Source organism: Paenibacillus sp. FSL W8-0194 (assembly GCF_037969745.1).
GTDB classification, from domain to species: domain Bacteria; phylum Bacillota; class Bacilli; order Paenibacillales; family Paenibacillaceae; genus Paenibacillus_AQ; species Paenibacillus_AQ cookii.
The window spans coordinates 5,607,317-5,633,893 of record NZ_CP150205.1 but is presented as its reverse complement, the minus strand read 5'-3'; the positions used below and the strand labels follow the sequence as shown (position 1 = coordinate 5,633,893).

At 53.9% G+C, this 26,577-nt stretch carries 22 protein-coding genes; 19 read left to right on the top strand and 3 right to left on the bottom strand.

The features are described from left to right. Nucleotides 1-24: 24 nt before the first annotated feature. From MKY58_RS26025 to MKY58_RS26015, 3 genes are all read left to right on the top strand, one after another. On the top strand, nt 25-1,026 hold the full coding sequence (locus tag MKY58_RS26025) for a glycosyltransferase (protein WP_339322647.1): 1,002 nt from the start codon (nt 25-27) through the stop codon (nt 1,024-1,026). Between the two features lie 96 nt (nt 1,027-1,122). Next, entirely contained in the window at nt 1,123-2,868 is a 1,746-nt protein-coding gene (locus MKY58_RS26020; protein ID WP_339322646.1) for an ABC transporter ATP-binding protein, read from the top strand. A 73-nt stretch (nt 2,869-2,941) separates the two neighbouring features. Further along, entirely contained in the window at nt 2,942-4,759 is a 1,818-nt protein-coding gene (locus MKY58_RS26015; protein ID WP_339322645.1) for an ABC transporter ATP-binding protein, read from the top strand. Nucleotides 4,760-4,777: 18 nt separating this feature from the next. Here MKY58_RS26015 and MKY58_RS26010 read toward each other — a convergent pair whose 3' ends face one another. Together MKY58_RS26010 and MKY58_RS26005 are read right to left on the bottom strand one after the other, a co-directional pair. Further along, nucleotides 4,778-5,380, bottom strand: a complete 603-nt coding sequence (locus tag MKY58_RS26010; protein WP_339322644.1) for a DedA family protein — start codon at nt 5,378-5,380, stop codon at nt 4,778-4,780. Nucleotides 5,381-5,746: 366 nt separating this feature from the next. After that, nucleotides 5,747-6,673, bottom strand: a complete 927-nt coding sequence (locus tag MKY58_RS26005; RefSeq protein ID WP_339322643.1) for a DUF4023 family protein — start codon at nt 6,671-6,673, stop codon at nt 5,747-5,749. A 108-nt stretch (nt 6,674-6,781) separates the two neighbouring features. On the opposite strand from MKY58_RS26005, the gene MKY58_RS26000 reads away from it, so the two are divergent. The 7 genes from MKY58_RS26000 to MKY58_RS25970 all read left to right on the top strand — a co-directional run bounded on the left by MKY58_RS26000 (nt 6,782) and on the right by MKY58_RS25970 (nt 14,422). Then, a complete protein-coding gene (locus tag MKY58_RS26000; protein ID WP_339322642.1) occupies nt 6,782-7,486 on the top strand; it encodes a type II CAAX endopeptidase family protein in 705 nt (234 codons plus the stop codon). A gap of 246 nt (nt 7,487-7,732) precedes the next feature. Then, a complete protein-coding gene (locus MKY58_RS25995) occupies nt 7,733-8,686 on the top strand; it encodes an ABC transporter permease (protein ID WP_212951155.1) in 954 nt (317 codons plus the stop codon). Beyond that, nucleotides 8,683-9,627 (top strand): iron chelate uptake ABC transporter family permease subunit, encoded by a 945-nt coding sequence (locus tag MKY58_RS25990; RefSeq protein ID WP_339322641.1) that lies wholly within the window; start codon nt 8,683-8,685, stop codon nt 9,625-9,627. Before MKY58_RS25995 ends, MKY58_RS25990 begins: the two co-directional genes overlap by 4 nt. Next, nucleotides 9,624-10,382, top strand: coding sequence for an ABC transporter ATP-binding protein (locus tag MKY58_RS25985; RefSeq protein WP_339322640.1), 759 nt, complete (start codon nt 9,624-9,626; stop codon nt 10,380-10,382). Before MKY58_RS25990 ends, MKY58_RS25985 begins: the two co-directional genes overlap by 4 nt. Nucleotides 10,383-10,566: 184 nt before the next feature. Next, nucleotides 10,567-11,565, top strand: coding sequence for a siderophore ABC transporter substrate-binding protein (locus tag MKY58_RS25980; protein ID WP_339322639.1), 999 nt, complete (start codon nt 10,567-10,569; stop codon nt 11,563-11,565). 330 nt (nt 11,566-11,895) lie between these two features. Continuing rightward, nucleotides 11,896-13,056, top strand: a complete 1,161-nt coding sequence (locus MKY58_RS25975; RefSeq protein ID WP_339322638.1) for a winged helix-turn-helix domain-containing protein — start codon at nt 11,896-11,898, stop codon at nt 13,054-13,056. Between the two features lie 58 nt (nt 13,057-13,114). Beyond that, nucleotides 13,115-14,422 (top strand): MFS transporter, encoded by a 1,308-nt coding sequence (locus MKY58_RS25970; protein ID WP_339322637.1) that lies wholly within the window; start codon nt 13,115-13,117, stop codon nt 14,420-14,422. 132 nt (nt 14,423-14,554) lie between these two features. Here the strand turns inward: MKY58_RS25970 and MKY58_RS25965 are convergent, their stop codons facing one another. After that, nucleotides 14,555-14,926: a hypothetical protein gene (locus MKY58_RS25965; RefSeq protein ID WP_339322636.1), complete on the bottom strand. Its 372-nt coding sequence runs from the start codon at nt 14,924-14,926 to the stop codon at nt 14,555-14,557. 78 nt (nt 14,927-15,004) lie between these two features. Between MKY58_RS25965 and MKY58_RS25960 the strand changes: the two genes are divergently transcribed. The 9 genes from MKY58_RS25960 (at nt 15,005) to cydC (ending at nt 26,544) form a co-directional block, all read left to right on the top strand. Then, complete coding sequence (locus MKY58_RS25960) at nt 15,005-16,021, top strand: S66 peptidase family protein (protein ID WP_339322635.1); 1,017 nt, start codon at nt 15,005-15,007, stop codon at nt 16,019-16,021. A gap of 189 nt (nt 16,022-16,210) precedes the next feature. Beyond that, nucleotides 16,211-17,062: a copper amine oxidase N-terminal domain-containing protein gene (locus MKY58_RS25955; RefSeq protein WP_339322634.1), complete on the top strand. Its 852-nt coding sequence runs from the start codon at nt 16,211-16,213 to the stop codon at nt 17,060-17,062. A 208-nt stretch (nt 17,063-17,270) separates the two neighbouring features. Beyond that, complete coding sequence (locus MKY58_RS25950; protein ID WP_339325250.1) at nt 17,271-18,014, top strand: ABC transporter ATP-binding protein; 744 nt, start codon at nt 17,271-17,273, stop codon at nt 18,012-18,014. 3 nt (nt 18,015-18,017) lie between these two features. After that, nucleotides 18,018-19,658, top strand: a complete 1,641-nt coding sequence (locus tag MKY58_RS25945) for a hypothetical protein (protein ID WP_339322633.1) — start codon at nt 18,018-18,020, stop codon at nt 19,656-19,658. Nucleotides 19,659-19,795: 137 nt separating this feature from the next. After that, complete coding sequence (locus tag MKY58_RS25940; RefSeq protein ID WP_036706234.1) at nt 19,796-20,281, top strand: hypothetical protein; 486 nt, start codon at nt 19,796-19,798, stop codon at nt 20,279-20,281. A 360-nt stretch (nt 20,282-20,641) separates the two neighbouring features. Further along, complete coding sequence (locus MKY58_RS25935; RefSeq protein WP_339322632.1) at nt 20,642-22,048, top strand: cytochrome ubiquinol oxidase subunit I; 1,407 nt, start codon at nt 20,642-20,644, stop codon at nt 22,046-22,048. After that, complete coding sequence (gene cydB, locus MKY58_RS25930) at nt 22,035-23,054, top strand: cytochrome d ubiquinol oxidase subunit II (protein WP_339322631.1); 1,020 nt, start codon at nt 22,035-22,037, stop codon at nt 23,052-23,054. Before MKY58_RS25935 ends, cydB begins: the two co-directional genes overlap by 14 nt. Then, a complete protein-coding gene (gene cydD / locus MKY58_RS25925) occupies nt 23,054-24,793 on the top strand; it encodes a thiol reductant ABC exporter subunit CydD (protein WP_339322630.1) in 1,740 nt (579 codons plus the stop codon). Before cydB ends, cydD begins: the two co-directional genes overlap by 1 nt. Further along, nucleotides 24,790-26,544: a thiol reductant ABC exporter subunit CydC gene (cydC, locus tag MKY58_RS25920; protein WP_339322629.1), complete on the top strand. Its 1,755-nt coding sequence runs from the start codon at nt 24,790-24,792 to the stop codon at nt 26,542-26,544. The genes cydD and cydC overlap by 4 nt, the downstream gene beginning before the upstream one ends. The last annotated feature ends 33 nt before the right edge of the window (nt 26,545-26,577 follow it).

Here is a 26,577-nt window from a genome sequence, read left to right as displayed (position 1 = left end):
CAGCAAAAAAGGATGATTAGACATATGAAAAAAGTCGGACTGGTCATGAGAAAAATCCAGTTTCGCGAAAACCAGGGGCCGCGCGTGTTTGCGGACCGCCTGAAAGCGATCGGGCAGGAGCTGGGCGTGGACATCGTGTTTGTTTCCCCGGAGCGCCATGTCAGCGGGTATGATTGGCTGCCGGGATACGAGCACGAAAAAGGGGATTTGGTCAATTACGACGTTGTGCTGGACCAAATCCACGAACAGGGCATCGAGCATGTCATCTACACGGTGTCCGGGTTTACGTACCTGAAGATGTTCATCGAAAAAAGCGTCCTTTTTCCGCACAGCTTTCCGGATCCGGCTTTGACGGGATACGAAATGATGAAGCCTTTTTATCAAATTGTGGACAAAGCCATCGTGCAGACGGAGTTTCTGAAAGAGGAATTTGCCCGGAATTTCGGGATTACCGACGTGGACGTCATTCCGATCGGCTTCAGCGAAAGCCTGGCGCAAAAGCACTTTGACCCTTCGCAGGTCGTGCATAACCGCATTTTATGGATCGGCAGGGACGAGGAGAACCGGCGGCCGGATCTGGTGCTGAAATACGCGAAGCAGAATCCGGACAAGGAAGTGTTCATGGTGTTCGGCGGCGAGCGTTACCGGGAAAGCATGAAAAAATACGACGTTCCCGATAACGTGCGGCTGCGGTTTGCGCTGAGCCAGGACGAGGTGTTTGCGCTGATGAACACCGCGAAGGTGTACTGGAACTGCTCCCGTTTCGATACGTTTGCCATGCCGCTCACGGAGGCGCTTGCGATGGGCAAAATCGTCGTGAAGCCGGAGCATCCATGCTACCGCCATATCAATGCGCGCCATTCCTTTTCCGGGCATGAGGAAAACTGGTTCGAGCTCGTGAACATGGCGGCCGCGCTGCCGCAGTCCCATTCGATGGACAACCGTTATTATGCGTTCGACCAGTTTTCCAGCCGGGTGATGAAGGAAGGGTACAAAAACTTTTTCGATGCATGGCTGAGAGATTGACGGATGTCGTCCCGATCGGCGAATATGTATGTACATACATAAAGGGGTGGGGCGTTCGGAAAATACGGCCCTAAACCGCGGGAGGTGGGTGTCGCTTTGTCATTTCTACGGAAATATGTCCGGAAATACGGAAAGCTGTTTTGCGTGGCGGTGCTCTTTTTGACGCTGGAGGCGTTTTGCGATTTGCTGCAGCCGACCATCATGTCCAAGGTCATCGACGACGGCGTCGCGAAAGGAAGCATGGACAAGGTATTCGAGCTGGGCGGACTGATGCTGCTCGTGACGGGCATCGGCGCGTTGTCGGCATCGATCCGCAACGTCATTTCAAGCCATGTATCGCAGCGTTTCGGGGCCGAGGTCAGGTCCGATTTGTTCCGCAAAATCCAGTCGCTTTCGTTCGAGCGGATGGACCGCTTCGACCGGGCCTCGCTGGTCACCCGCCTGACGAACGACGTAACGCAGGTGCAGAACTTCGTGAACGGACTGATGCGGTTTTTCGTCAAAGCGCCTTTGCTGGGGCTCGGCAGCTTAATCATGGCGGTCCGGCTGGACGTCCATTTATCCGTCGTGCTTGCGGTCGTCGTGCCCTTCGTGGCCGTGCTCATCGTGCTGAATATGAAGATCGGCTTCCCGTTTTTCATCCGCGTGCAGCGCGCGCTGGATCGGGTGAACGGCGTCATGAGGGAATATTTGTCCGGCGTGCGCGTCGTCAAGGCGTTCAACCGGTTCGATTACGAGGTGGAGAAGTTTCGTGCTGCCAACGACGAACTTACGGCCCGTTCGGTGACCTCGATGCGCGTCATGTCGGTATTCGGCCCGGGCATATCGCTTGCGGTCAATTTCGGCATCATCGCGGTGTTATGGCTTGGGGGCTTGCGCGTTGACAACGGGCAAATGCAGGTCGGCAGCATCATCGCATTCATCAATTATATGACACAAATATTGTTTTCATTGATGATGATTTCGAACGTATTCAACATGTTCGTTCGGGCGAAAGCATCGGCGGGCCGGATCGGCGAAGTGATGTCCGAGGACAGCGGGATGCCGGGCGAAGGAGCGGATGCCGCGCCTGCCTCCGGGGAGCGGGGACGGATCGATTTCGAGCAGGTCAGCTTCGCTTACGCCGGTTCGTCGGGCGATCCGGTCATCCGGAATTTTACGCTGACCTGCTTGCCGGGGCAAACCGTAGGCATCATCGGGTCGACGGGCGCGGGCAAAACGTCGCTGGTTCACCTCATCCCGAGGTTCTACGACGCGACGTCCGGCACGGTGAAAGTGAACGGCGTTGACGTTCGGGAAATGGACCCGGCCAAGCTTAGGGAAACGATCGCCATCGTCCCGCAAAAAATCATGCTGTTTACGGGAACGGTCGAAGACAATCTGCGCTGGGGGAAAGAGGATGCGACGGCCGAGGAGCTGGAGCAGGCGGCCCGGACGGCGGAAGCGCACGACTTTATCATAGCCTCCCCGGAAGGATACCGGAGCCGGATCGGCCAGGGCGGCGTCAACTTTTCCGGCGGGCAGAAGCAGCGGCTCTCCATCGCGAGAGCGCTTGTCCGAAAGCCGGAGATTTTGATTTTGGACGACTGTACCAGCGCGGTGGACGTCGCGACCGAAGGACGGATCAAGCAGGCATTGCGAACGTATGCGAAGGGATTGACCTGCATTTTGATCGCCCAGCGGATTACCTCGGTAATGGACGCCGACCGGATCGTCGTCATGGACCGCGGGGAAATCGCGGGCAGCGGGACGCATGAGGAATTGATGCAAACTTGCCGCGTATACCAGGAGATTTACAAGTCCCAACTGGGAAAGGAGATGCAGCCGAATGCCGCACAATGATGCCGCACGCGACCAGCAGCAGGCTCCTCCCCCGCCCCAGGGGGCCGGCGCTCCCGGGGGGAGACCGGGTCCCATGCGAGGAATGATGGGCAGGGGTCCCGGCGGAAAGCCGAAAAACTTCGCGGGAACGCTCAAGCGTTTGTGGGGGTATATCGGCCGGGAGCGCGGCCTGTTGTCGCTCATTATGCTGTTTATCGTCATCGGCGCGGGCGTGACGCTGGTCGGCCCGTATTTGATCGGCCGCTCGATCGACGCGATGTCGCTTGATATCGGCGGCGTCGATTTTCATCTGCTTCGCATCCTGATCGCCGTCCTGGCCGCCGCATACGTAACCGATGCCGTGCTGAGCTTCCTGCAGGGCTGGCTGATGGCAGGCATATCGCAGCGGATCGTCGCCTCCTTGCGCCGGGCGCTGTTCGGGAAGCTGCAGAAGCTGCCGGTATCGTATTTCGACGCCCGCTCGCACGGCGAAGTGATGAGCCGCCTGACGAACGATATCGACAATGTCAGCTCGACCATTTCCCAATCGACCGTTCAGCTGATGTCCGGCGTCATCACCATCATCGGGTCGCTTGTGATGATGATCGTCTTGAGCCCGATCCTGACGCTTGCGAGCCTCATTACCGTGCCCATCCTGTTCTGGCTGACGCGGACCGTCACCCGAAAAACGAAGGTGCTGTTCAAAGAGCAGCAGGTGCAGCTGGGCAGGCTGAACGGACATATCGAAGAAAGCATTTCGGGGATGGAAGTGGTCAAGGCTTTCAACCATGAACACAAAGCGATCGAGGAATTCGAGGGCGTGAACCGGAAGCTGTTCGAGGTGGGCTTAAAAGCGCAGATCCGTTCCGGCTTTATGATGCCGATGATGAACGTGATCAACAATATCGGCTTTGCCGCCGTGGCGCTCGTCGGCGGGGTTCTGGCTGTCAAAAGCCTGATCACCGTCGGCGTCATCGCGAGCTTCATCAGCTATTCGCGGCAGTTCGTCCGGCCGCTGAACGAGCTCGCCAACATTTACAACCTGCTTCAATCGGGGATCGCGGGCGCGGAGCGCGTCTTCGAAGTGCTGGATGAACACGAAGAGCCGCTTGATGCCGAACATGCCAAAGCGCTGGAGCGGATTCAGGGCGAGGTCGTCTTCGATCAGGTAAGCTTCGGATACAGGCCGGACGTTCCGATCCTGAAAAATATCAGCTTTACCGCAAAGCCCGGCAGCAGCACGGCGCTTGTCGGGCCGACGGGAGCGGGCAAAACGACGATCGTGAACCTGCTGACGCGGTTTTACGACGTGACCGGCGGTTCGATCCGCATCGACGGGACGGACATTCGGGATTATACGCGGGACAGCCTCCGGCGCAGCTTCGGATTCGTGCTGCAGGATACGTATTTGTTTTCGGGGACGATCAAGGAAAACATCAAATACGGCAAGCCGGAAGCGACGGACGAGGAGGTCCGGGAGGCCGCGGCCATGGCCAATGCCGACGTGTTTATCCGGCGGCTGCCGGACGGATACGATACCGTGCTGTCCGAGAACGGCGGCAACCTGAGCCAAGGCCAGCGCCAGCTGCTGGCGATCGCCCGCGTGCTGCTTGCAAGGCCGTCCATTCTCATCCTCGACGAGGCGACCAGCAGCATCGATACCCGGACGGAGCTGCATATCCAGGATGCGCTGCTCCAGATGATGCAGGGCCGGACGACCTTCATTATCGCGCACCGGCTGAACACGATCCGCGATGCCGATACGATCATGGTCATCGACCATGGCGAGATCGTCGAGCAGGGCAGCCATGACGAGCTGATGCGGCGGCAGGGCTTTTACGCCCGCATGTTCGAAAGCCAGTTCAAAAACCTCGAAAGCGCGGCGGATGCCGCCGGAACAGCCCGGGATTAACGAAAAAGGCGCCTGAAATTACAGGCGCCCTTTTGCCGTGCTTCTTTTTTTCTTGAACCAGAACAACGCCGCCACGACAACGGCCAAAATGACCATGGACAGCGCAAAATAACGGGTGGCGACGTGGAGGAGCTGCTCGATGTTCGGGCCGAAGATTTTGCCGATCATGACGTAAACCAGAACCCATACCAATCCGCCGATGCAGTTCAGAACGAAAAAGGTGCGCGGGCGGATTTTGAGCACCCCGGAGACGTACCCCGTAAAATGGCGGAGCCCCGGCACGAAATAACTGATCAGGATCAGCTTGTTGCCGTATTTTCCGAACCATTCCTTGACCTTGGCCAAGCGCGCCTGATTGAGAAACACATATTTGCCGTACTGTTCGAGGAAGGGGGTCCCCAGCCTGTAGCCGACAAAAAAGGTGACGGTCGTGCCGATGATCGCGCCCACGTAGGAATAAAAAATGATGAAGGGGATATGGAAGTCCCCGAAAGAGGACATGTGGCCCGATATGGCCATCGCCAATTCGCCCGGGAAAGGGAGCGCCAGCGACTCCGAAAATAATCCGAGAAATAACACCAGGTAACCGTATTGTTCAAACAGTTGATTCATCCACTCCATCGTTTCAATCTCCTTTTATCTCTAATCGCCGGAAAATGTCCGGATATTTATTCAAATGGCAGTACAAAATCCGCATGTTCAGGAATGAGTTTCCGTCTATTGTCCATTCTATAAGAAACGGAAGAGCGTTCGGAACTGACCGCGGTCCAGTCTAAGCCCTAGACCTTGGTCTGGCCGCGCCCGCGCGTGCCTGTTATTGATTTAGACGACTTAGCCCCGTCTTTCCCTGCAAGTTCTCAGGAAGCGGTTCGGTACAAGGAATGGCTAGGGGGACGGGACAACGTCCGAAGCATGCCCTGGCGCCGGCGGGAGAGCATGCAAAAAGCACCCGCCTCCGCAATGGAAGGCCAGGTGCTTATTTGCGTCTTACTTATTCGTGCTGTGCTGTTTGTTCTGCAGCTGGGCCTGGGGCTGGCCTGCGGCGCGCTGCTTGTTTTTGCGCTGGTTTTCCTGCTGCTCGTGGACCTTGTTTACGAAATCGCGCGTGCTGTCCGTCATGTTGCCTTCACTCCCTTCTGTTTCGGAAATGGGGTTCCCTGTTACGATTTCCGAAGAGGGCAAATGGAATTCATGGGATGCGAGGCATGCCTCCACGAAAGCAAGCACTTCTTCCCGGATCGGGGCGAGGCCCTGCTTCGAAGAGGCGGGGTCCCGGCGCAGTTTCCAGAACTTCTCCATCAGCTTCCGGTCGCCGCCGAAGGTCAGCTCGGACAGCCGTTCGATTTCTTCGGCAATCGCCTTTCCCTCGCTGGATTTCGGTCCGCGACCTTCTCGTAAACACTGCTCTATTCGGGCGATTACACGCACCCAGCCGCGCGTCGATTCATCGCTGCCCTCGAGGCGGGGCAGTTTCGCCTTCAGTACGCTGAGCTCTTCATCTTCAAAATAAGCTTCCCAGCTTACGGTACGCTCCTTCGATCCTTTCACCAGCGGCAGCAGCGTCTCCCACCGGATCATGCCCTCCGCTTCGAGAAGATTCAGCAAAGCGTTCGTATTGTCCAAGCTTTCTTGCAGATTCTCCAGTTGTGTTTTCAAATGCTTCCGGTGGGCCTCCAAAATCTGCCCGATGGACAGCTCGTCAAGCAGATGCCGGATTTCTTCGAGCGGAAGCGACAAGGACTTCAGCAGCGATATTTTTTCGAGGCGCAATAAATCCTCTTCGGTATAAAGCCGTCTGCCGCCCGCTTCCTTGATCCCGGGGGTGACCAGCCCGATCTGGTCGTAATAGCGGATGGTGCGGATGGACACCCCAAGCTTCGCGGCCGCTTGCCCCGTCGTCCAGGTATGGCCCATGTCGATCAGACCCCGCTTTCTTTAAGGTTTAAATTTGTGCTTGCAGGTGACGTTGCGTCACCTTGTAGACTACATGATAACCGAAGGAAAATATAGGGGGAATCGCAAATGAAAACAACCAACAAACAAGCTTGGCCCAAAGATCCCTGGTCGGTCAAAGAGCTGGCCGCCATCGTATTTTTGGCTTTTGTGCTCGTGCCATGGCTGGTCGAGGTCAAATTATACGCATTTCTTGAACAGTGGTTTGACAACACGCTGTATGCGGGCACGCTGATGGGCTTCATTTTGAGCATCGTGTACATAGCAAGTCTTTATCTTATAGTGCTTAAACCGCATAAAGCCGGATGGTCCGAGGTGGGTCTCCGTTCTTTTCCGCGCAGGTATTGGGGCCCCATTGTGCTGTGGTCCGCTGCGGTGCTGGCGCTTGGGGCAGTCATGCTGCTGATGATGTCGCTGCTTGGAGGCGGCTACGAAAACAGTAAAACCGAAAGTTTACAAAGCCATGCCAACGTGCTGGGCATCCTGATCGCCATTGCGGCCGGAGGCGTGATCTCGCCGGTGTATGAGGAAATCCTCTATCGCGGTTTTCTATACCGCTGGTTTCGGACGCGCTGCGGGCCGGGGTGGGCGCTTTTTATCAGCTCCGCATTATTTACGGTCGCCCACATCCCGACGTATAATACGCTGCCCCTCAATTTTGCCAGCGGGCTGATTTTTGCCTGGACCTATGAAAAAACGCGCTCCGTCGTCCCCGGCATGATCGTTCACGGGCTGACCAACACGGTCGCGGTGCTGCTGACGGTGTTTGCATAAATTGTATACAGTTTTGTGCATAAAACAACAAATCGGGCAGGCTGTAATCTTTGCGGTTACGGCCTTTTCGCTGTTCCGCAATTTTGCATTGCTCCTAAAATTCCTTGATTTGATCACACTTTAATGATTGACAAAACCGGTTCAGCTGGTAGAATGATAACAGAATCCATCTAATTGAGAATGAATATCATTCTTATTATATGTAATATGATGACATATAGTCTGGATAGAAAGAGTCTGATTCCTATGAAAATTTGGTACTTGTGGGCAGCATTCATCGTTTTATCCATCATCTCCCTGTTCGTGGGAGTCAAAGACATCGCGCCGTGGGATTTGTTCCATCTGACTCCGGAGCAGCAGCAGGTACTGTGGATCAGCCGTCTGCCAAGGCTCGTCAGCATTATCATCGCCGGCACCAGCATGAGCATCATCGGCCTGATCATGCAGCAGCTGACGCGCAACAAATTCGTTTCGCCGACGACGGCGGGAACGATGGATTCAGCAAGGTTCGGCATATTGGTCGCGATGATGCTGTTTTCGAACGCGAGCACGCTGGAGAAAATTTTGGTCGCGTTCGTGTTTGCGCTGCTGGGCACGTTCATTTTTATGCGCATTCTGGACCGGGTGAAGTTCAAGGATGCGATTTTCATTCCGTTGGTGGGACTGATGTTCGGCAATATCGTCAGTTCGATCACGACCTTTTTCGCTTACAAAAACGACCTGATCCAGAATATGTCCGCTTGGCTGCAGGGCGATTTCTCGACGGTGCTGAAAGGGCGCTACGAAATGCTGTACGTCAGCATCCCGCTCCTCATCATCGCTTACCTGTTCGCGAACCGCTTCACCATCGCGGGCATGGGCGAGGAATTCGCGGTCAACCTGGGCCTCAACTACAAGGCCGTCGTCAACATCGGGCTGGTGCTGGTCGCGGCGGTGTCGTCGGTCGTCATTTTGACGGTCGGCACGATTCCGTTCCTTGGCCTGGTCGTCCCGAACATCGTGACGATGTACCAGGGCGACCATTTGAAAAAAAACCTGACGCATACCGCCCTGCTCGGAGCCGTGTTCGTCCTGTTCTGCGACATTCTGGGCCGGATCATCATTTATCCGTATGAGATCTCCATCGGCCTGACGGTCGGCGTTTTGGGCAGCGCGATCTTTATTTTCCTACTCCTGAGAAGAAAGGCATATGCGTCATGAAAAAAAAGCTGATATTTCTGGCAGTCATCGCACTTGCCCTCATCGCCGTGTTCATGCTGATCCAGGCCGGAGGCCACTGGGACTACATCCTTCCGCGCAGGGGCAAAAAGGTGCTGGCCATGATGATTACCGGCGGGGCGATCGCCTTTTCGACCGTCGTGTTCCAGACCATTACGAACAACCGCATCCTGACGCCGAGCATCATGGGACTGGATTCGCTGTATATGCTGTTCCAAACGTTTATGGTGTACATATTCGGTTCGGCAGGGCTTACGGCGATGGGAAAAAACGTGAACTTCATCATTTCGGTCGCACTGATGGGACTTTTTTCGATGGTCTTTTACAAGCTGCTGTTTAAGCGGGAGGGGCAAAACATCTACTTCCTGCTGCTGCTCGGGCTGATTTTCGGGACGTTGTTCCAGAGCTTGTCGACCTTCATGGAGGTATTGATCGACCCGAACGAATTCCAGATCGTCCAGGACAAGATGTTTGCGAGCTTCAACAACATCAACACCGAGCTGCTGATTCTGTCGATCGTGCTGATGGCGGGTACCGCGATTTATTTTGCACGTTATACCAAGTATCTGGATGTCATTGCCCTGGGAAAAGACCAGGCCGTGAACCTGGGCGTCGATTACGACCGGGTCGTCAAACGAATGCTCGTGGTCGTGGCGATCCTGATTTCGATTTCGACCGCGCTCGTCGGACCGATTACGTTCCTCGGCCTGCTCGTCGCCAACGTCGGCTACCAGTTCATGAAAACCTACAAACACCATTTTCTCATTCTTGGCTCCATGCTGCTCAGCATCATCGCCCTGGTGGGCGGGCAGCTGCTGGTCGAGCGGGTATTTACGTTCTCTACGACGCTGAGCGTCATCATCAATCTGGCCGGAGGGATCTACTTCCTCTACCTGCTGCTAAAGGAGAGTAAATCGTCGTGATCGAGGTCAAAAACGTAACCAAACGATACAACAACAAAACGGTCCTGGACGATGTGTCCGTCACGATCCGCAAGGGAAAAATCACTTCCTTCATCGGCGCGAACGGCGCGGGCAAAAGCACGCTCCTGTCCCTGATCAGCCGCCTGAACAAAAAAGACGAAGGCGACATCCTGATCGAAGGCGATCCGATCGACAAGTGCAAAAGCGGGGATCTCGCGAAAAAAATATCGATCCTCAAGCAGTCCAACCATATCAATGTGCGGCTTACGATCCGCGAGCTGGTGAGCTTCGGGCGCTTCCCGTATTCGCAGGGCAAGCTGAAGCCGGAGGATTGGGAATACGTCGACGAGGCGATCCGCTACATGGAGCTGGAGGATCTGCAGCACCAATACCTGGATCAGCTGAGCGGCGGCCAGCAGCAGCGGGCTTTTATCGCCATGGTCATCGCGCAAAACACGGAATACGTGCTCCTCGACGAGCCGCTAAACAACCTGGACATGAAGCACTCGGTGCAAATCATGAAGGTGCTGCGGCGGATGGTCGACGAGATCGGCAAAACCGTCATTATCGTCATTCACGACATCAACTTCGCTTCGGTGTATTCCGACGATATCGTCGCCCTCAAAAACGGGCGGGTCGTCAAGGAAGGACCGGCGGCGGAAATCATCGATTCGTCCGTGCTGAAGCAGGTGTACGGCATGGATATCCAGATCGAAACGATCAACGATCACCGGATTTGCGTTTATTTTGCGTAAGACTTGTGTCTCCCGACGTTGGTATTGAGATCGATGCTCGCCAAATTTGCCAGGGCCCGGCAGGACGGCTGTGCGTCGCATCATTCTTATAAGTGTTTGAGTGATTGAAATATTGCACATGGGTAGCGTAGCGGCCGCCGTGCACGAAAGTAAAAATTAAAAAAATATAAATGAGGTGACCCCCTTGAAAACAAGAAACATGTTCATGCTGATTCTATCCGCGATGCTGGTGTTCGTGCTGGCGGCTTGCGGCAACAATAACAAGACGGCGGAAACGCCGGTAACGGAAACTTCGGCCAATGCAGCCGGCGGCTCCTCCGATGCCTCCGCTTCGGAAGAATTGACGATCAAACATAAGCTCGGCGAAGCGAAAGTGAAGAAAAACCCGCAGAAGGTCGTCGTATTCGACTTCGGCATCCTGGATACGCTCGACAAGCTGGGCGTGAAGGTAACCGGCGTGCCGCAGGCCAACATTCCTCCGTACCTGTCCAAATATGAAGATAAAGATGCTTATCAAAACGTCGGCAGTCTGAAAGAACCCGATTTCGAAAAAATCAACGCGCTGGATCCGGACCTGATCATCATTTCCGGCAGACAATCCGAAGCGTACGAAGAACTGAACAAAATCGCTCCGACCGTATACCTTGGGCTGGACACGACCCGTTACATGGATTCGTTCAAGGAAAACATGACCACCGTCGGTCAAATCTTCGGCAAGGAAGACGAAATCAAAACCGAACTCGAAGCCATCGACAAATCGATCGCCGAGGTGCATGACAAAGCTGCAGCTTCCGGCAAAAAAGCGCTGATCGTCCTTTCCAACGAAGGCAAGCTGAGTGCATACGGCCCGAAATCCCGTTTCGGCCTCATTCATGACGTTCTCGGATTTGCCGCTTCGGATGACAAAATCGAGGTATCGACGCATGGACAAAGCGTAACGAGCGAATACGTTGCCGAGAAAAATCCGGATTATCTGTTTGTCGTGGACCGCGACGCCGCGGTAGCCACCGATAAAGACGGAGAAAAAGCGAAGCAAACCGTAGAAAACGATCTAGTGAAAAACACGAATGCATACAAAGAAGGACATATCGTCTATCTTGACCCGAACTACTGGTACCTCTCCGGCGGCGGTCTGCTGTCCGTTCAGGAAATGGTGAAGGAAGTCGGCGACAGCATCAAATAACGGCGCGCAAAGCACGCATGTTATGGCCGGAAAGGCCGCCCCAATTTCCCTTAGGGAATTGCGGGCGGCTTTTTTATAATATCAGCAAGTAAGAACTACAGCCGCTGCCTGCTTTCCGATATTGCAAGAATAATACCACCCTTTAAGAGACGGCGTCTTGGCTTCTTAGGGAATATGTCGATAGGCGTTTTTCTTATTGCCGTTACCATGCTTTTTGCGAGAATCTAAAAATGAACACAGCGCCGTCAAACGATATCTTGTCTGTCAAATCCTGTATATGATTTAATGGGGTTACTGATAAATACCAAGCAATGAGGAGAGGAGAGCGGCATGGCTTATCTGGACTTTCGCCCCAACGATTATTCCGTCACATACAAGTCGGATACCATTGTGCTGCTGGCTAAGGAATACGCGCTGCTTCAGTTTCTGTACCGCCATGCCGGCCGGCCCTTCACGCGGGAGCAGCTGCTCGATCAGGTGTGGGGGGAGGAATATCCCGGCGAACGCACCGTGGACGACCATGTGTACCGCCTACGGAAGAAGCTGAAGCGGTGGAGCGGGCAGATCCGGCTGGTTACCGTACGGGGACTCGGTTACAGCCTGATCGTGCAGGAAACCCCGGCGATTGCCGTTCCATCGCGGTCGGACGGCGGTCTGCAGCAGCAGATCGCGCAGCTGCTCGATACCTATCAAAAGCTGGGACAAAGCCAATCGATGCTGGCTCTGGCCAACCAGCAGGAGCTGCTTGGCGTAAACATTGATGCCTTTTATTTGATTTTTCTCCGTTTTGTGCAGGCGGACTTGGACTGGTTTCTGCACAGCCCCGACGCGGAGGATCGGGATAAATTGTATTGGCTGCTGGTTTCCTATTTCGCTTTTTACAGAGAGCCGCAGAAATGCCTGGATTACTTTGAGCGGGCCATCAAAGCCGGAATTTTACCGTTTCATATGCACCGGGAGCTGGAAATGCTGAACATCATCGGACTTTATACCGACAACGGACGCCTTGAAGAAGACCTGCTCAAGATCGAAGCTGCTTACCGGGTGATTGACGGACTTGCCAGTGAGCTTGACGGTTTTAAGGTACATGTGGCCACGTCGGAACTGTACGTTCATCTGAAAGCGCGGCATATTTCGGAGGCGGAATGCTGCTCGAAGCGGATCGAGGGCATGCTGGCCGAAACCCCTTATTTAAGGGAGATTTGCAGCTATCAAGGTTTAAAGGGAAGGCTGCTGCTGCTTCAAGGCCGCCGTCCGGAGGCGCTTTCCGCTTTTGAGCATGGCCTCGAAGCCGGGGAAGCCGCGCATAATGTACCTGTTCTCGTAAGTTCCGTATTGGGCACGATCGACTTTCTTCAAACGGTGCATTACGATCCTCCTCTCCAGCGGCAGTTTCAGGCGCGTTATGACGAATTCGACCGAAGGTACGGGTTTTTGCCGCATAAACAGCCGCTTGAACGGATGATCGAGCGGATTCTTGATTCCGTCTGATATTCTTCTGATATTCCTCCATTAAAGTAAGAGTATTCTGATTGGTGGAGGAATTCTGATGTCAACCGTATCAACTGCGTCCGGCAACCGCCCGGCATCGGTTTGGGCCAACCGGACGTATTCGAAAATGTTTGCGGCCTACGCCATGGCGTCTTTCGGCGAATGGTTCGACGCCTTTGCGATTGAAATCCTGGTCGCTTACCGCTGGCATGCCGATCCGTTTATGATTGCCCTCATTCCCGTCATGATGGCTCTTCCGGGCATCCTGCTCGGTTCTTTTGCCGGCGTCATCGCCGACCGGTGGAAGAAGGTCAATTTAATGCTGATCGCCGATGCGGCCGAGACGGTCCTTACCGTGCTGCTGCTTTTTGTCCCGGGCATGTACTGGCTGCTGCCGCTTCTTGCGCTGCGCGCCGCCATGGGCGTATTCCGCGTCCCGGCGCATCAGGCGCTGACCCGCCAAGTGGTCCATGAAAACCAGCTGCTAAAGGCGACCTCTTACAACGGACTCGTCAACCAGTTTTCCAAAATCGCGGGTCCCCTGCTCGGGGCCGTGGCTTTGACGGTTTTTTCCCCGCAGCTTTGCATTCTGGTCAATGCGGTCACGCGGCTGCTTTCCTGCGCACTGCTGTTTACGCTGCGGCATATCGATCAAAACGAGGCCGTAGAGCGGAAGGCGCACGGCGGCCATTCGGACGATGAGGGGCAAAAACAAGGCTTTGTCAGATCGTGGAAGCAAGGATGGGGCGCGCTGCTGCAGCGCCGGATTTTGCTCAGCAGCTTTCTCGTCAACATGTCCGTGATGCTGGTCATCCTGATGATCGATTTTCAGTTTCCAACGTTGTACCGGGAAATCGCACCCCATAATGAATCGCTGCTCGGTTGGGTGCTGTCGGCTACCGGGGTAGGCGCGGTGATCACCATCTTGCTGCTGAACCGTCTTGGCAGAGTAAGATACGGCCTCGGCATCGGGGGAGGCGTAGCGCTGGTTGGAGCCGCCTTCGGCTTCTTGGGGCTGCTCGTACCGGGCTCGCCGGACATATGGAGCATCGCTTTGGGCTTCGTCATCGGCATTGGCAACGGGCTGTTTATCGTAACGTATAACTATGTTCTGCAGAAAGAAACGCCAGAGGGCATGACCGGACGCATTTTCGGCATCCAAAACATGTCCGCCAGCACCCTGATGGTCGCCGCTCCGTTAATTGGCGGGGTTCTTATTCATGGATGGGGCGTAAGCAGGGTATTTCTCCTGTTGGGGGCCGTGGTATTGATAATCGGAATAGCCTGCCTCGTTTTTCAGGCGGTGTTGTGGCCGTCCAAGCAAGCCGCGACGCTGTCGGAGGAGATGCGGGAGGTTTCCGGGTAAGTTCTTTTATGCATTCCTTTGAAAAGTTAGTTGAACTCTTTGATGAAGTAAAAAGGCTGCGAGCCATCGCAGCCTATTCGTTACTTAGACGCTTGTCATCTAAGTGTAATGTTTTTTTATTTTTGAATAGTCCTATTGGCTTAATTTGTTGAAATAATTTTTAATATCGTTTAAATTTTGTGTCTTAAGGGTGATTTCTTTGTTGTCGGTCACGATTATAGCAGGGAATTCGTCTATTCCAATGGCATCAGCCATTTTTTTGTTTTTCTTGACTTCAACATCGTATAGCTGGATACCTTGAATTCGTTCCAACAGTTCTTTTTTTGAATTCATATATTCAAGCAGCTTATCATCTAATTGAGTTTGATTATCGTAGAATAAGTGGATTTTATATCTGTTACTAGAATCCGAGGATAAATATTCAAGCACACTTTGCTTGCTTGTACTTGAACAGCCTGTCGTCAAAATAAACGCACAAATAATAATCAATTTAATTAATTTCAATGAATTCACCCCATTGGTTATAAATTTTTCCCCATGTACCATTACCTTAAAAAGTAAAGTAAAAACGGAGGGTCGGCAATGATACGTTATCCCATTTTAAAAGAAGGTGCCGTCATCGGCACGACAGCGCCGTCATCCGGCGTCCCGGAAAGCATGCATGGTTTGATTCGGGAAGCGACCCGACGTTTGGAGAAGGATGGCTTTCGGGTCGTTGCCGGGGAAACCGTATGGACGCAAAACAAGGCAAAATCCGCCCCGGCCAAGGTGCGTGCCGCCGAACTGAACCGGATGGTCCGGGACGAGGGCATTGACCTGATCGTTCCCCCTTGGGGCGGGGAACTGCTGGTCGAGATTCTGGAGCATCTCGATATCGAAGAGCTGCCGGAAAAATGGCTGCTCGGCTATTCGGACATCAGCGTGCTGCTGCTTGCCGTGACGCTCACAACAGGGCTGGCCACCGCCCACGGCACGAATCTGGTGGACTTAAGGGGTGAATTTTCCGATGAGACGACGGCCATGTGGCGTACCGTACTGTCTACGAAATCCGGGGAATCCGTCGTGCAGCATTCGTCGCCAAAGTTTCAGAAACAATGGGATCATGCTAACCCGTCGCCATGCGTCTTCCAATTGACGGAACCGACGGCATGGAAGACCGTATCCGGAGGGAAAACCGCCATCCAGGGCCGCCTCCTCGGGGGCTGCGTCGACGTGATCCGGCATCTGATCGGCACGCCGTTTGGCGATGTCCGCCGCTTTCAGCGGGAACGGATTGGCGGGGAACCGATCCTGTGGTATCTCGAAAACTGCGAGCTGAACACGGCCGATTTGCGCCGGTCGCTCGTGCAGATGAAGCTGGCGGGCTGGTTCGATCATTGTTCCGGCCTGATGTTCGGACGAAGTCCGGCCAACCGTCCGGTCGAAAATTACACCGCCGAGGATATATACCGCGAGCTTGCGGAAGAACTGCAGGTGCCTGTTATCCATGACATCGACTGCGGGCATGTGCCTCCGCAGATTACCTTCATCAACGGCGCATACGCCGAGGTGGAGGCGGAGGACGGACGCGGGAGGGTTGTGCAGCATTTTAGGCCGTAAAAATTTTCCCAAAAGAATTCGCCACTTGGACTCCAAGTGGCTTTGTTTTTTTTACTGTAATATGTAACTTTTTACTTTTTTATCTGTTTTTATGAATATGTCGTAAATAGGAATAGCAGGCCGACTTCTTATTCTCCTTTTCAAAATTAACTTTGCTAAACTAACCAAAAAAACTATTGGAGGGTTCATGTGCGAAAAACAAAACGTTTTCTTATGGCAGTTGCTGTTTTGGCAGTATTCTTGGGTTTCCCGAAAGGTAGCTATGCATCTGCTTCCATGATCGAAAAGAAGGTTCCGGTGCTGCTGCAGATTAATGAATATGATGTATTATACACCTACCCGAAGCAGCCATACCTCGATAAAAACAATAGAATAATGGTACCTTTACGCGCTGTAAGCGAATTAATCGGTGGTAAAGTAAGTTATAATCCAACCCACAAGACAGCATTAATTCAAATGAATGACAAAGATCTCCAGATTACAGCCGGATCGAAGAGTATCCAAGTGAATAATGTCCCCCGAATGATGGATACGGTCCCGGTTCTGTATCAACAATCTTTTTTTATCCCGGTTCGTGCCTTGATCGATAACTTGGATCTTCCGGCAATTATAGACCCAAATACAGGGTTCGTTCATATAAGCAGCGAATCCATGGACAAAAACCAAATAATTGAATTAATGAAAGAGTCAGATCTTTCCCCTGCCGATATTGCGGATCATAATGCAATTCTTCCACTTTTCTACGACTTGACATTAAATAATAACGGCAGCGGTGAATTGCAAAATGGAAAGATCTATATCCAATCGAAAAATATAAGCGGAAAAGTCATAGCCGAAGGAAAAGAGGATCTTCATGTAATATTCCTGTTTGATAAAGCATTTCAAATGGAAGCAGACTCGAATACGACGGATCAGAACAATGAACGACCACGCCCAAAACTCGGGTTGAACCAAATCTTTACTAGAACTGTGAGTTTTACAGCGAGTAATGATGATGAGAAATTGAGGTATATCTTAGCTGTTGGAAGGGTCTTTAAATGATCTGACTTTTTTAACCAGCATATTAGGCAGCCATATGTTATTATTTGGAAGAGAAACGGCATTTGGAAGGGCGATCCATCATCGAATCGCCCACTTGCATGTATGAAGATTTCAAAAATACATAAAGCAACACTAAAGGGAGTGATACGAATTGATTGAAACGGCGGGAAATCGGCAGGAGCCGGTCATATCGATCCGCAATCTGGAAATGAGTTATGGAAGCAAGCCGATTCTGCAGGGCATCGACCTGGACGTGCACAAGGGGCAAATCATCGGTTATATCGGCCCGAACGGCGCGGGCAAAAGCACGACGGTCAAAATCATGCTCGGCCTGGTCGAGGGGTACCGGGGCGAGGTGCGTATTTTCGGCAGGGACATCGCGGACGGGGACATCGAATACAAGCGGCGTATCGGTTATGTGCCGGAGGTGGCGGAGCTGTACGACAGCTTGACCGCACAGGAGTACTTGGTGTTTGTCGGGGAGCTGTACGGGCTTGCGCAGCGGAAGGCGGATCATAAAGCGAGACGGCTGATGGCCAAATTCGGGCTCGAGGAGGTTTATTTCGACCGGATTTCCTCGTACAGCAAAGGGATGCGGCAGAAAGTGCTTCTCATCTCCAGCCTGCTGCATAACCCGGACATCCTGTTCCTCGACGAGCCGCTGAGCGGGCTGGACGCCAACAGCGTCATGATCGTAAAAGAGATTTTGGCGGCGCTGGCGGCCGAAGGCAAAACGATTTTTTATTCCTCGCATATTATGGACGTCGTCGAGAAGATCAGCAGCCGCATTTTGCTGCTTAACGGGGGGCAGATCGTCGCCGACGGCAGCTTCGAGGAGCTGCGGGAGCAGTCGCATGAACGGTCGTTGGAGCAAATTTTTAATGATTTGACCGGATTTCACGAATACAAGGATGTGGCGTCTTCGTTCGTGTCGATCGTTCAGGAGGTGTAGCGGATGGGTAGCGTGAAATGGCTGCGAATTCTGGATCCGCTGCGAGAGCTGTTTGAAAGATCGGGAGTCGACTACGAAATGATGCGCCGCATTTTGGAGGTCAAGCTGTTGATGGACGGCCGCAGGGTGCCGACGCTTATTCAGAAATCCTCCAAAACGGCTGACCCTGACAAGCAGTCCAACCAATTTATCAAGTCGCTGTGGATTTACGTCATTATCAGTGTCATCTTGGTGCCGTTTGTCGTCATGAAGACGAATTACATGTTTCAGATGGGCCTGGTGTTCGGCATCCTAATGTTCATGATCACGACATCCATGATCTCTGACTTTTCATCCGTAATGCTGGACGTGCGCGACCGGAACATTTTGTTTTCCAAGCCGGTGCAGCGCCGAACGATCAGTATGGCGAAGATGCTGCACGTGATGATTTACCTGCTGCTGTTGACCGGATCGTTGACCGTGGTGCCGCTTTTGGTCGGTTTATTTAGGCAGGGCGTCTTGTTTTTTCTACTTTTCCTTGTGGAAATCGTGCTGATGGACTTTTTTATCGTCGCGCTGACGGCGGCGCTTTACTGGCTTGTACTGCGTTTTTTCGACGGGGAGAAGCTGAAGGACATCATCAATTACGTTCAGATCGGGCTGACCATCGTCATGACGGTGGGCTATCAGTTTATCTCCAGATTGTTTAACTTCATCGATCTGAAGGTCGCATTTAGGCCGCAATGGTGGGAGATATTCATATTTCCGGCTTGGTTCGCCTCCCCGTTCGAATGGCTGCTTGGCGAAGGGAAGTCGCCGCTGGTTATCGTCTTTTCCATTCTTTCGGTCGTCGGGACATTGGCTGCCTGGGGGTTGTATTCGCTGTTGATGCCTTCATTCGAACGGAATTTGCAGAAGCTCGTCAGCCATCACGGGCGGGGCAAGTCGGGAGGTTTCCGCCTGCAGGAAGGTCTGGGCAAGCTCTTTTGCCGGGGGCAGCTCGAAAGGCTCTTTTTCCGCTTTTCCTGGGACATGATGGGCCGGGAACGGGACTTTAAACTCAAGGTGTATCCGCAGCTTGGCTTTTCGATCGTCTTTCCGTTCATTTTCATGTTCAACATGCTGCGTTCGGAAGGCGGTTTTGCCGCCATGAGGACGGGCAAAGGGTTCCTGTTCCTGTACTTCTGCGCGCTGATGATCCCGAGCATCATCATGATGCTCAAATATTCGGGCAACTATAAAGGGGCTTGGATCTACCAAACCGCGCCGCTGACGGATACCGCGCCCGTCTACAAAGGCGCGCTGAAAGCCATGATCGTCCGGCTGTTTGCTCCGGTGTTTATTTTGCAGGCCGTCATCTTTCTGATTATTTTCGGCGCGAGGATTATTCCGGAACTCATCGTCATTCTGCTCGGGGTGCTGCTTTACGCGGTCGTCAGCTTTATGGCGCTGGAGAAGGGACTGCCGTTTTCGCAGCCGTTTCAAGGCTCGCAATCCGGCAGCGGGTTCGTCATTTTTGGGCTTTTAGTGCTGCTCGGCGTCTTCGCGGGTGCGCATTTTGGCTTTACATTTTTACCTTACGGCGAGTATTTATATATGCTGCTTCTGCTCGTTCTGAATCTCCTGGCTTGGAAGCTGGCTTTCCGCGAGCTGCCTGCGTCTTAAGTACCTGAATAGGTAAAATTACCCGTTCTTGCTCCAGCGAAAAAAATTTGCACTTTCCTGCCTATATTTCACACTTTGATTATGGTACAAAGAAGTAGTACATTAATAGATGAAATCATAAGGAGGTTTCTGAATTAATGTTCTATGAAGACAATGAGAACCTGACCATCATGACCTACACCTTGAATAGTGGCATTAAAGGAACTGTACCTTTATCGAATAAGCAAATTCAGGAATGGATCGAGTGCTATCGCACCGATGCGAAATTCATTACAGCTATTGGCAAGGAGTTTTTCGGCCTTAATCCAGAGCTGGTCGCGGATTTCAAAGTGCATAACCGTTTCTCCAACTACGCCGAAGTCATCAAGCCCGTAGGCAACCGCCCCACGGAATCGGATAATACCGATCAGCTGTCCAAAGCGTATGAAGAGAACCGCGTGTACTTCAAAGTCGACTGCAAATGCGGCACGACTTACACGACCTATTCCCAGTACTACACGACCAAATGGTATTGTTCCAAATGCAACGAGATCGTGTTTTTGGACAAGAAGAAGGGCAAAGTGGCTACGGACAAAGGCGATGCCTGGTACATGACGAACAAGTATTACGTAGCAAGAGACTAGCAGGAATTTGCGCGAAACGCCCGCCGTCCGGGCGAGAAGATATAGAGGAAATCCGAACCATTAAGGGACTGCTTTCGGGCCGCGTGCGGCTTGGAACGGTCCCTTTTGTTTGGGGCGATGCCTAAAATTTTTAATATTTTGTGACATAATTCACATAAGTGGGCTTTTGGACCTAAGATTGTGACATTTATCACATTTAGAATCCCGATGCTCTGCCAGAATACAGGAAGAAGGGGATTTTGCAGCCCGGAAGCGCGAAAGCCGGGTTTTGCAAAATGCCGAGGAAAACAAAAGGATGGGGTATTCGAATCCATCGCCCAAGGGTTCTAACTTGAAAACTATGAGAAAGAGGGAAGAACAATGGACGTAATTATGCTGTCGCGGATTCAGTTTGCGGCGACGACGATTTTTCACTTTTTCTTCGTGCCCGTGTCCATCGGCCTGGCGTTTACGATCGCCATCATGGAGACGATGTACGTCGTCAAAGGCAAAGAAGAGTACAAACGGATGGCGAAGTTCTGGGGCAAGCTGTTCCTGATCAACTTCGCGATCGGAGTCGTGACGGGCATTCTGCAGGAATTCCAGTTCGGCATGAACTGGTCGGCGTATTCCCGGTTCGTCGGCGACGTATTTGGCGCTCCGCTGGCGGTAGAGGCGCTGCTTGCCTTTTTTATGGAATCGACGTTTATCGGACTTTGGATCTTCGGCTGGGAACGGCTTTCGAAAAAAGTGCATGCGCTGTGCATCTGGCTGGTTGCCATCGGGACGATTCTGTCCGCGTTTTGGATTTTGGCGGCGAACTCTTTCATGCAGCGTCCCGTCGGTTTTACGATCAACAACGGCCGGGCCGAAATGAACGACTTTTTGGCGCTGATCACGAACGGCCAGCTGCTGCTGGAGTTCCCGCATACGATATTGGCCGCGTTTATGACGGGCGCATTCCTCATTGCCGGGGTCAGCGCGTATAAGCTGCTCAAGAAACAAGACGTGCCGTTCTTCAAAAAATCGTTTGTGATCGCCACCGTCATCGGGCTTGTTTCCTCGATCGGCGTGGCGCTTGTCGGTCACCAGCAGGCCCAATATCTGGTCAAAACCCAACCGATGAAAATGGCTGCAACCGAAGCGCTTTGGGAAAACAGCGGCGACCCGGCGCCGTGGACGGTGACGGCGTTCATCGATACGGAAAACCAGCGAAATACCGGGGAGTTCCAGATCCCTTACCTGCTCAGCTTTTTGTCTTACAGCAAGTTTTCGGGCGAAGTGCAGGGCATGAAAGAGCTTCAAGCACAGTATGAGCAGCAATACGGCCCAGGCGATTATATTCCTCCGGTGCGCACGACCTTCTGGAGCTTCCGGATCATGGTGGCGAGCGGTACGCTGCTCATTCTGCTCAGCATGTACGGGGTATACTTGGCCGCGCGCAAAAGATTGGAAAACGGCAACAAATGGTTTATGCGCCTGATGGTTTTTGCGATTTCGCTGCCGATCATCGCCAATACGTCGGGCTGGATCATGACGGAAATCGGACGCCAGCCATGGACCGTGTTCGGACTGATGACGACCGCCGACGGCGTGTCCCCGAGCGTGACCGCGGGTCAAGTGCTGTTTTCGTTGATCGCCTTCGTAGCCATTTATGCCATACTGGCCGTCGTGATGGCCTACCTGTTTATCCGCGTCATCCAAAAGGGACCGTATGCCGCCGAAACGCAGGCGGAAACGTCCAGCGATCCATTCGATAAGGAGGAATACCGCCATGCTATCTCTTAATGAGCTGTGGTTCGTGCTCGTCGCGGTGCTGTTTACGGGGTTCTTTTTCCTCGAAGGTTTTGATTTCGGCATCGGGATGTCGACGGGCATTTTGGCGAAAACCGATACCGAACGCCGGGTGCTGATCAATTCCATCGGCCCGTTCTGGGATGCCAACGAGGTGTGGCTACTGACGGCCGGAGGCGCGATGTTCGCGGCATTTCCGAACTGGTACGCCACGTTGTTCAGCGGGTTTTACACGCCGCTGGTGCTGCTGTTGCTTGCGCTCATCGGGCGGGGGGTCGCCTTTGAATACCGGGGCAAGGTGGAAAAGGCGTCCTGGAAAAAAACATGGGATATCGTCATCCTGCTCGGCAGCCTGCTGCCGCCGCTTCTGCTGGGCGTCGTGTTCGCCGATTTGATTCAAGGCTTGCCGATCGACCGGGCGATGGAAATGAAAGCTTCGTTTTTCGGCGATATCGTCAACTTCTATTCCGTGGTCGGCGGCCTGACGATGGTGGTGCTTTGCCTTGTGCACGGCCTGCTGTTTGCGACGCTGCGGGTGACGGGCGACCTTCAGGCCCGCGCGCGCCGCATGGCCCGCAGCCTGATGGTTCCGCTTGCGGTACTCGTTGTCGCGTTCTTTACGCTGACGTATTTCAACACGGGCATTTTTGAAGCACATGGCGGCATCTTGGCGGGCGTGCTTGCGGCTTTGGCCATCGCGTTCGTGCTTGCGGTCGTGTTTTCCGGCAAGAAAAAAGACGGCTGGGCGTTTGGCATGACCGGGGCGGTGATCGCCATGACGATCGCGACGTTTTTCATCGGATTGTTCCCGAACGTCATGATCAGCTCGATCGACGCCGCCTTCAACTTGACGGTGGACAACGCGGCTTCCGGACATTATTCGCTGAAAGTGATGACGATCGTGGCTTTATCCCTGCTGCCTTTCGTGCTCGGCTATCAAATCTGGAGCTATTTTGTCTTCCATAAACGGGTTCACGAGAAAGGCCATTTGGAATATTAATGGATCGGAATTTGCTCGGCTATAAAGGGATAAAGCCAATTCTTGCCGCCTCACTCGCATTAACGCTTGCGCAAAGCCTGTCGATCATCCTGCTGGCAAGATGGCTGGCGGAGGCGCTCTCCGCCCTTTTTGCCGGCGAACCGCTTCATAGTCAATACAACAAATTGATGATGTTTCTGGGGGCATTCCTAGTCCGGCACATCATCGGTTTCATTCAGCAAAAAATGAGTTATGCCTTCGCCGAACGGACCGGAGCCGACCTGCGGCAGCAGGTGATGGGGAAGCTGTTCCAGCTTGGGCCGAGGTTCGCGAAGGAGGAGGGCACGGGCAATCTGGTCACGCTCATTCTGGAAGGAACGGCGAAATTCCGGAACTACCTGGAGCTGATCGTGCCGCGGATGGCCGGTATGGCGCTCATTCCATGGGTCGTCCTCGCGTATATTTTCATGCAGGACATCACATCGGGGATTATTCTGATCCTGGCGATGCCGATCTTGATCGCGTTTTTGATCCTGGTCGGGCTGGCTGCGCGCAAAACGACGGAAAAGCAGCTGGATACGTACCGCACGCTCTCCAACCACTTCGTCGATTCGCTCCGCGGACTGGAGACGCTGAAACTGCTCGGGCAGAGCCGGGAGCATATCGGAAGCGTCGCTAAGGTCAGCGATAGATACCGGTCGGCGACGATGCGCACGCTGCGGGTGGCGTTTTTGTCCTCCTTTGCGCTTGACTTTTTTACGATGCTGTCGGTGGCGGTCGTGGCCGTCGGACTGGGCTTGCGGCTGATCAGCGGCGATCTGGCGCTGGTGACCGGATTGACGGTGCTCATTCTGGCGCCGGAGTATTTTTTGCCCGTGCGGATAGTGGGCGCGGATTTCCACGCCACGCTGGACGGCAAGGAAGCCGGGGCCGCCATGCGGAGCATCATCGAGGAGCCGCTTAATGAAGATGCGGATGATTTGAAGACCGGTCAGGAAAAAAGAGAACTGAACTGGACGGCCCAAAGCCGCCTGTCCTTGTCGGAAGTGTCCGTACGGCATGAGCAGGAAGGGCCTTATTCGCTGAGGGACTTTTCGCTGGAACTGCGGGGGACGGGCAAAATCGGGATCATCGGCGCCAGCGGCGCGGGCAAATCCACGTTCATCGACGTGTTTGGCGGATTTTTGCAGCCGTCCGAAGGGTTCGTGGCAGTGGATGGACGGCGTTTGGATGCCCCGGCGCTGGGAGAATGGAGAAAGCTGATGGCGTATATTCCGCAGCATCCGTTTATTTTCAGCAGCACGCTTGCGGATAACATTCGTTTTTATGCGCCGGAAGCATCCAGCTCAGACGTGGAGCGCGCCGTCTCTGCGGCCGGGCTGACCGAGTTGGTGCGGAGCCTGCCGCATGGCCTTGAGGAGACAATCGGAGGGGGCGGCCGCCAGCTGAGCGGAGGACAGGCGCAGCGCGTGGCGCTGGCCCGGGCTTTTCTCAGCAAACGGCCCGTCATTCTGCTGGATGAGCCGACGGCGCATCTGGATATCGAGACCGAATATGAACTGAAGCAGACGATGCTGCCGCTGTTCGAAGGGAAGCTGGTATTGCTAGCGACGCACCGGCTGCACTGGATGCCGGATATGGATCTGATCGTCGTGCTGGAACACGGACGTGTCGCCGAAGTCGGCACGCACAAGGAGCTGATCTCCCGCAAGGGAGCCTATTATGAACTGATCCGATCGCAAAGGGAGGGAATCGCATGAGGGAAGAAAGCTGGCTTCGGCCTTATGTACGGGCGTATCTCGGCCGTTTTCTCGTCATTATCGCTCTTGGCTGCCTGACGCTCCTGACCGCGGCGATGCTGATGTTTACCTCGGGTTTCCTTATTTCCAAGGCGGCGCTGCGGCCGGAAAATATTTTGATGGTGTACGTGCCGATCGTGCTTGTGCGCACGTTCGGGATCGGACGCGCGGTCGTCCATTACGTGGAGCGCCTGGTCAGCCATGACGCCGTGCTGCGGATCGTCTCCCGGATGCGGACCCGATTGTATCGCGTCCTGGAACCGCAAGCGTTGTTCATTTCATCCCGGTTCCGAACCGGAGATGTACTGGGTGTGCTTGCGGACGATATCGAATATTTGCAGGACGTATACTTGCGAACGGTATTCCCGAGCGTAGCGGCGTTGGTGCTTTATATAGGATCGATCGCGGCATTGGGGCGGTTCGATCTTCGTTTTGCTTTGGTGATGGCACTGTACCTTTTGGTGCTTATCGTCGTCCTGCCATGGGCATCGCTGCTCGTCACCAAGGCGAAAAGCCGTTTGGCGAAAAAACAGCGCAGCGGGCTGTACGCCATGCTGACCGACGCCGTGCTCGGCATGAGCGATTGGGTGATCAGCGGCAGGGAGCGGCAGTTTTTGGCCGCATACGATGCGGCGGCGAAAGAGGCTGCGCGGGTGGACGGCCAGCTCAAAAGCTGGGCGCGTTGGCGGCAGCTGATCGGGCAGGCCGTGGTGGGCCTTTGCGTGCTTTCGATGGCGGTATGGGCCGCCGGAGAATACGCCGCCGGGCACATCCCGGCCGTGCTGATCGCCGCGTTCACGCTCGTCGTCTTCCCGATGATGGATGCGTTTTTGCCGGTATCCGAGGCGATCGAAAAAATCCCGGGGTATCAAAGCTCTTTGCAGCGTTTGAACGAGATAAGCCGGCATGCGGAGACTTCGAAGGAGGAGGGAGATGCCGGGGCGGCGGAGGATATTCGCAGCTTGAACATGGGGAATGTCCATGTAAAGGTACAGGACCTATGCTACCGTTATGACGACCGCTCCCCTTGGGCGCTGCAGGATATCTCCCTGGACCTGCCGCAGGGCAAACGGATCGCCGTTATCGGACGCAGCGGGGCAGGCAAATCGACGTTGCTCAAGCTGATCGAAGGAGCTTTGGCGCCGACGTCCGGCAGCGTTCGATTGAACGGAATCGAGGCTTATGCCATCGGCGACCGGATGCCGCAGGTCATTTCAGTGCTGAATCAAAACCCGCATCTGTTCGATACGACGGTGGCAAACAACATCCGCCTCGGCAATAGGGACGCAACCGATGAGGAAATCCGCGGCGCGGCCGCGCAGGTGAAGCTGGATCGGCTGATCGAATCGCTGCCGCTTGGGTACAAAACGCCGATGCTCGAAACCGGGCAGCGTTTCTCCGGCGGTGAGCGCCAGCGGATCGCGCTGGCCAGGGTGCTGCTGCAGAACAACCCGGTGGTCATTCTGGATGAACCGACGGTAGGGCTCGATCCACGTACGGAACGAGATTTGCTGGCAACCATGCTGGAGACGATGGAGGGCAAGTCGCTCATTTGGGTGACGCATCATTTGATGGGTGCCGAGTATATGGATGAAATCATTTTTATGGAGAACGGCCGCATCGAAATGAGGGGATCCCATGCGGAGTTGATGGCGTCGTCCGAACGATACCGGCGGTTGTACCGGCTTGATCGGCCGGAGATTGGATGGTAGACGGGAATGAATAAGATCGCCAAATCCGCGCAT

Bases quoted from the DNA above. Each gene is read 5' to 3' on its own strand.
- MKY58_RS26025 (WP_339322647.1), top strand. From the start codon at position 25: ATGAAAAAAGTCGGACTGGTCATGAGAAAAATCCAGTTTCGCGAAAAC.
- MKY58_RS26015 (WP_339322645.1), top strand. From the start codon at position 2,942: ATGCGAGGAATGATGGGCAGGGGTCCCGGCGGAAAGCCGAAAAACTTC.
- MKY58_RS26010 (WP_339322644.1), bottom strand. From the start codon at position 5,380: ATGGAGTGGATGAATCAACTGTTTGAACAATACGGTTACCTGGTGTTA.
- MKY58_RS26005 (WP_339322643.1), bottom strand. From the start codon at position 6,673: ATGGGCCATACCTGGACGACGGGGCAAGCGGCCGCGAAGCTTGGGGTG.
- MKY58_RS26000 (WP_339322642.1), top strand. From the start codon at position 6,782: ATGAAAACAACCAACAAACAAGCTTGGCCCAAAGATCCCTGGTCGGTC.
- MKY58_RS25995 (WP_212951155.1), top strand. From the start codon at position 7,733: ATGAAAATTTGGTACTTGTGGGCAGCATTCATCGTTTTATCCATCATC.
- MKY58_RS25990 (WP_339322641.1), top strand. From the start codon at position 8,683: ATGAAAAAAAAGCTGATATTTCTGGCAGTCATCGCACTTGCCCTCATC.
- MKY58_RS25975 (WP_339322638.1), top strand. From the start codon at position 11,896: ATGGCTTATCTGGACTTTCGCCCCAACGATTATTCCGTCACATACAAG.
- MKY58_RS25970 (WP_339322637.1), top strand. From the start codon at position 13,115: ATGTCAACCGTATCAACTGCGTCCGGCAACCGCCCGGCATCGGTTTGG.
- MKY58_RS25960 (WP_339322635.1), top strand. From the start codon at position 15,005: ATGATACGTTATCCCATTTTAAAAGAAGGTGCCGTCATCGGCACGACA.
- MKY58_RS25950 (WP_339325250.1), top strand. From the start codon at position 17,271: ATGAGTTATGGAAGCAAGCCGATTCTGCAGGGCATCGACCTGGACGTG.
- MKY58_RS25945 (WP_339322633.1), top strand. From the start codon at position 18,018: ATGGGTAGCGTGAAATGGCTGCGAATTCTGGATCCGCTGCGAGAGCTG.
- MKY58_RS25940 (WP_036706234.1), top strand. From the start codon at position 19,796: ATGTTCTATGAAGACAATGAGAACCTGACCATCATGACCTACACCTTG.
- MKY58_RS25935 (WP_339322632.1), top strand. From the start codon at position 20,642: ATGGACGTAATTATGCTGTCGCGGATTCAGTTTGCGGCGACGACGATT.
- cydB (WP_339322631.1), top strand. From the start codon at position 22,035: ATGCTATCTCTTAATGAGCTGTGGTTCGTGCTCGTCGCGGTGCTGTTT.
- cydD (WP_339322630.1), top strand. From the start codon at position 23,054: ATGGATCGGAATTTGCTCGGCTATAAAGGGATAAAGCCAATTCTTGCC.
- cydC (WP_339322629.1), top strand. From the start codon at position 24,790: ATGAGGGAAGAAAGCTGGCTTCGGCCTTATGTACGGGCGTATCTCGGC.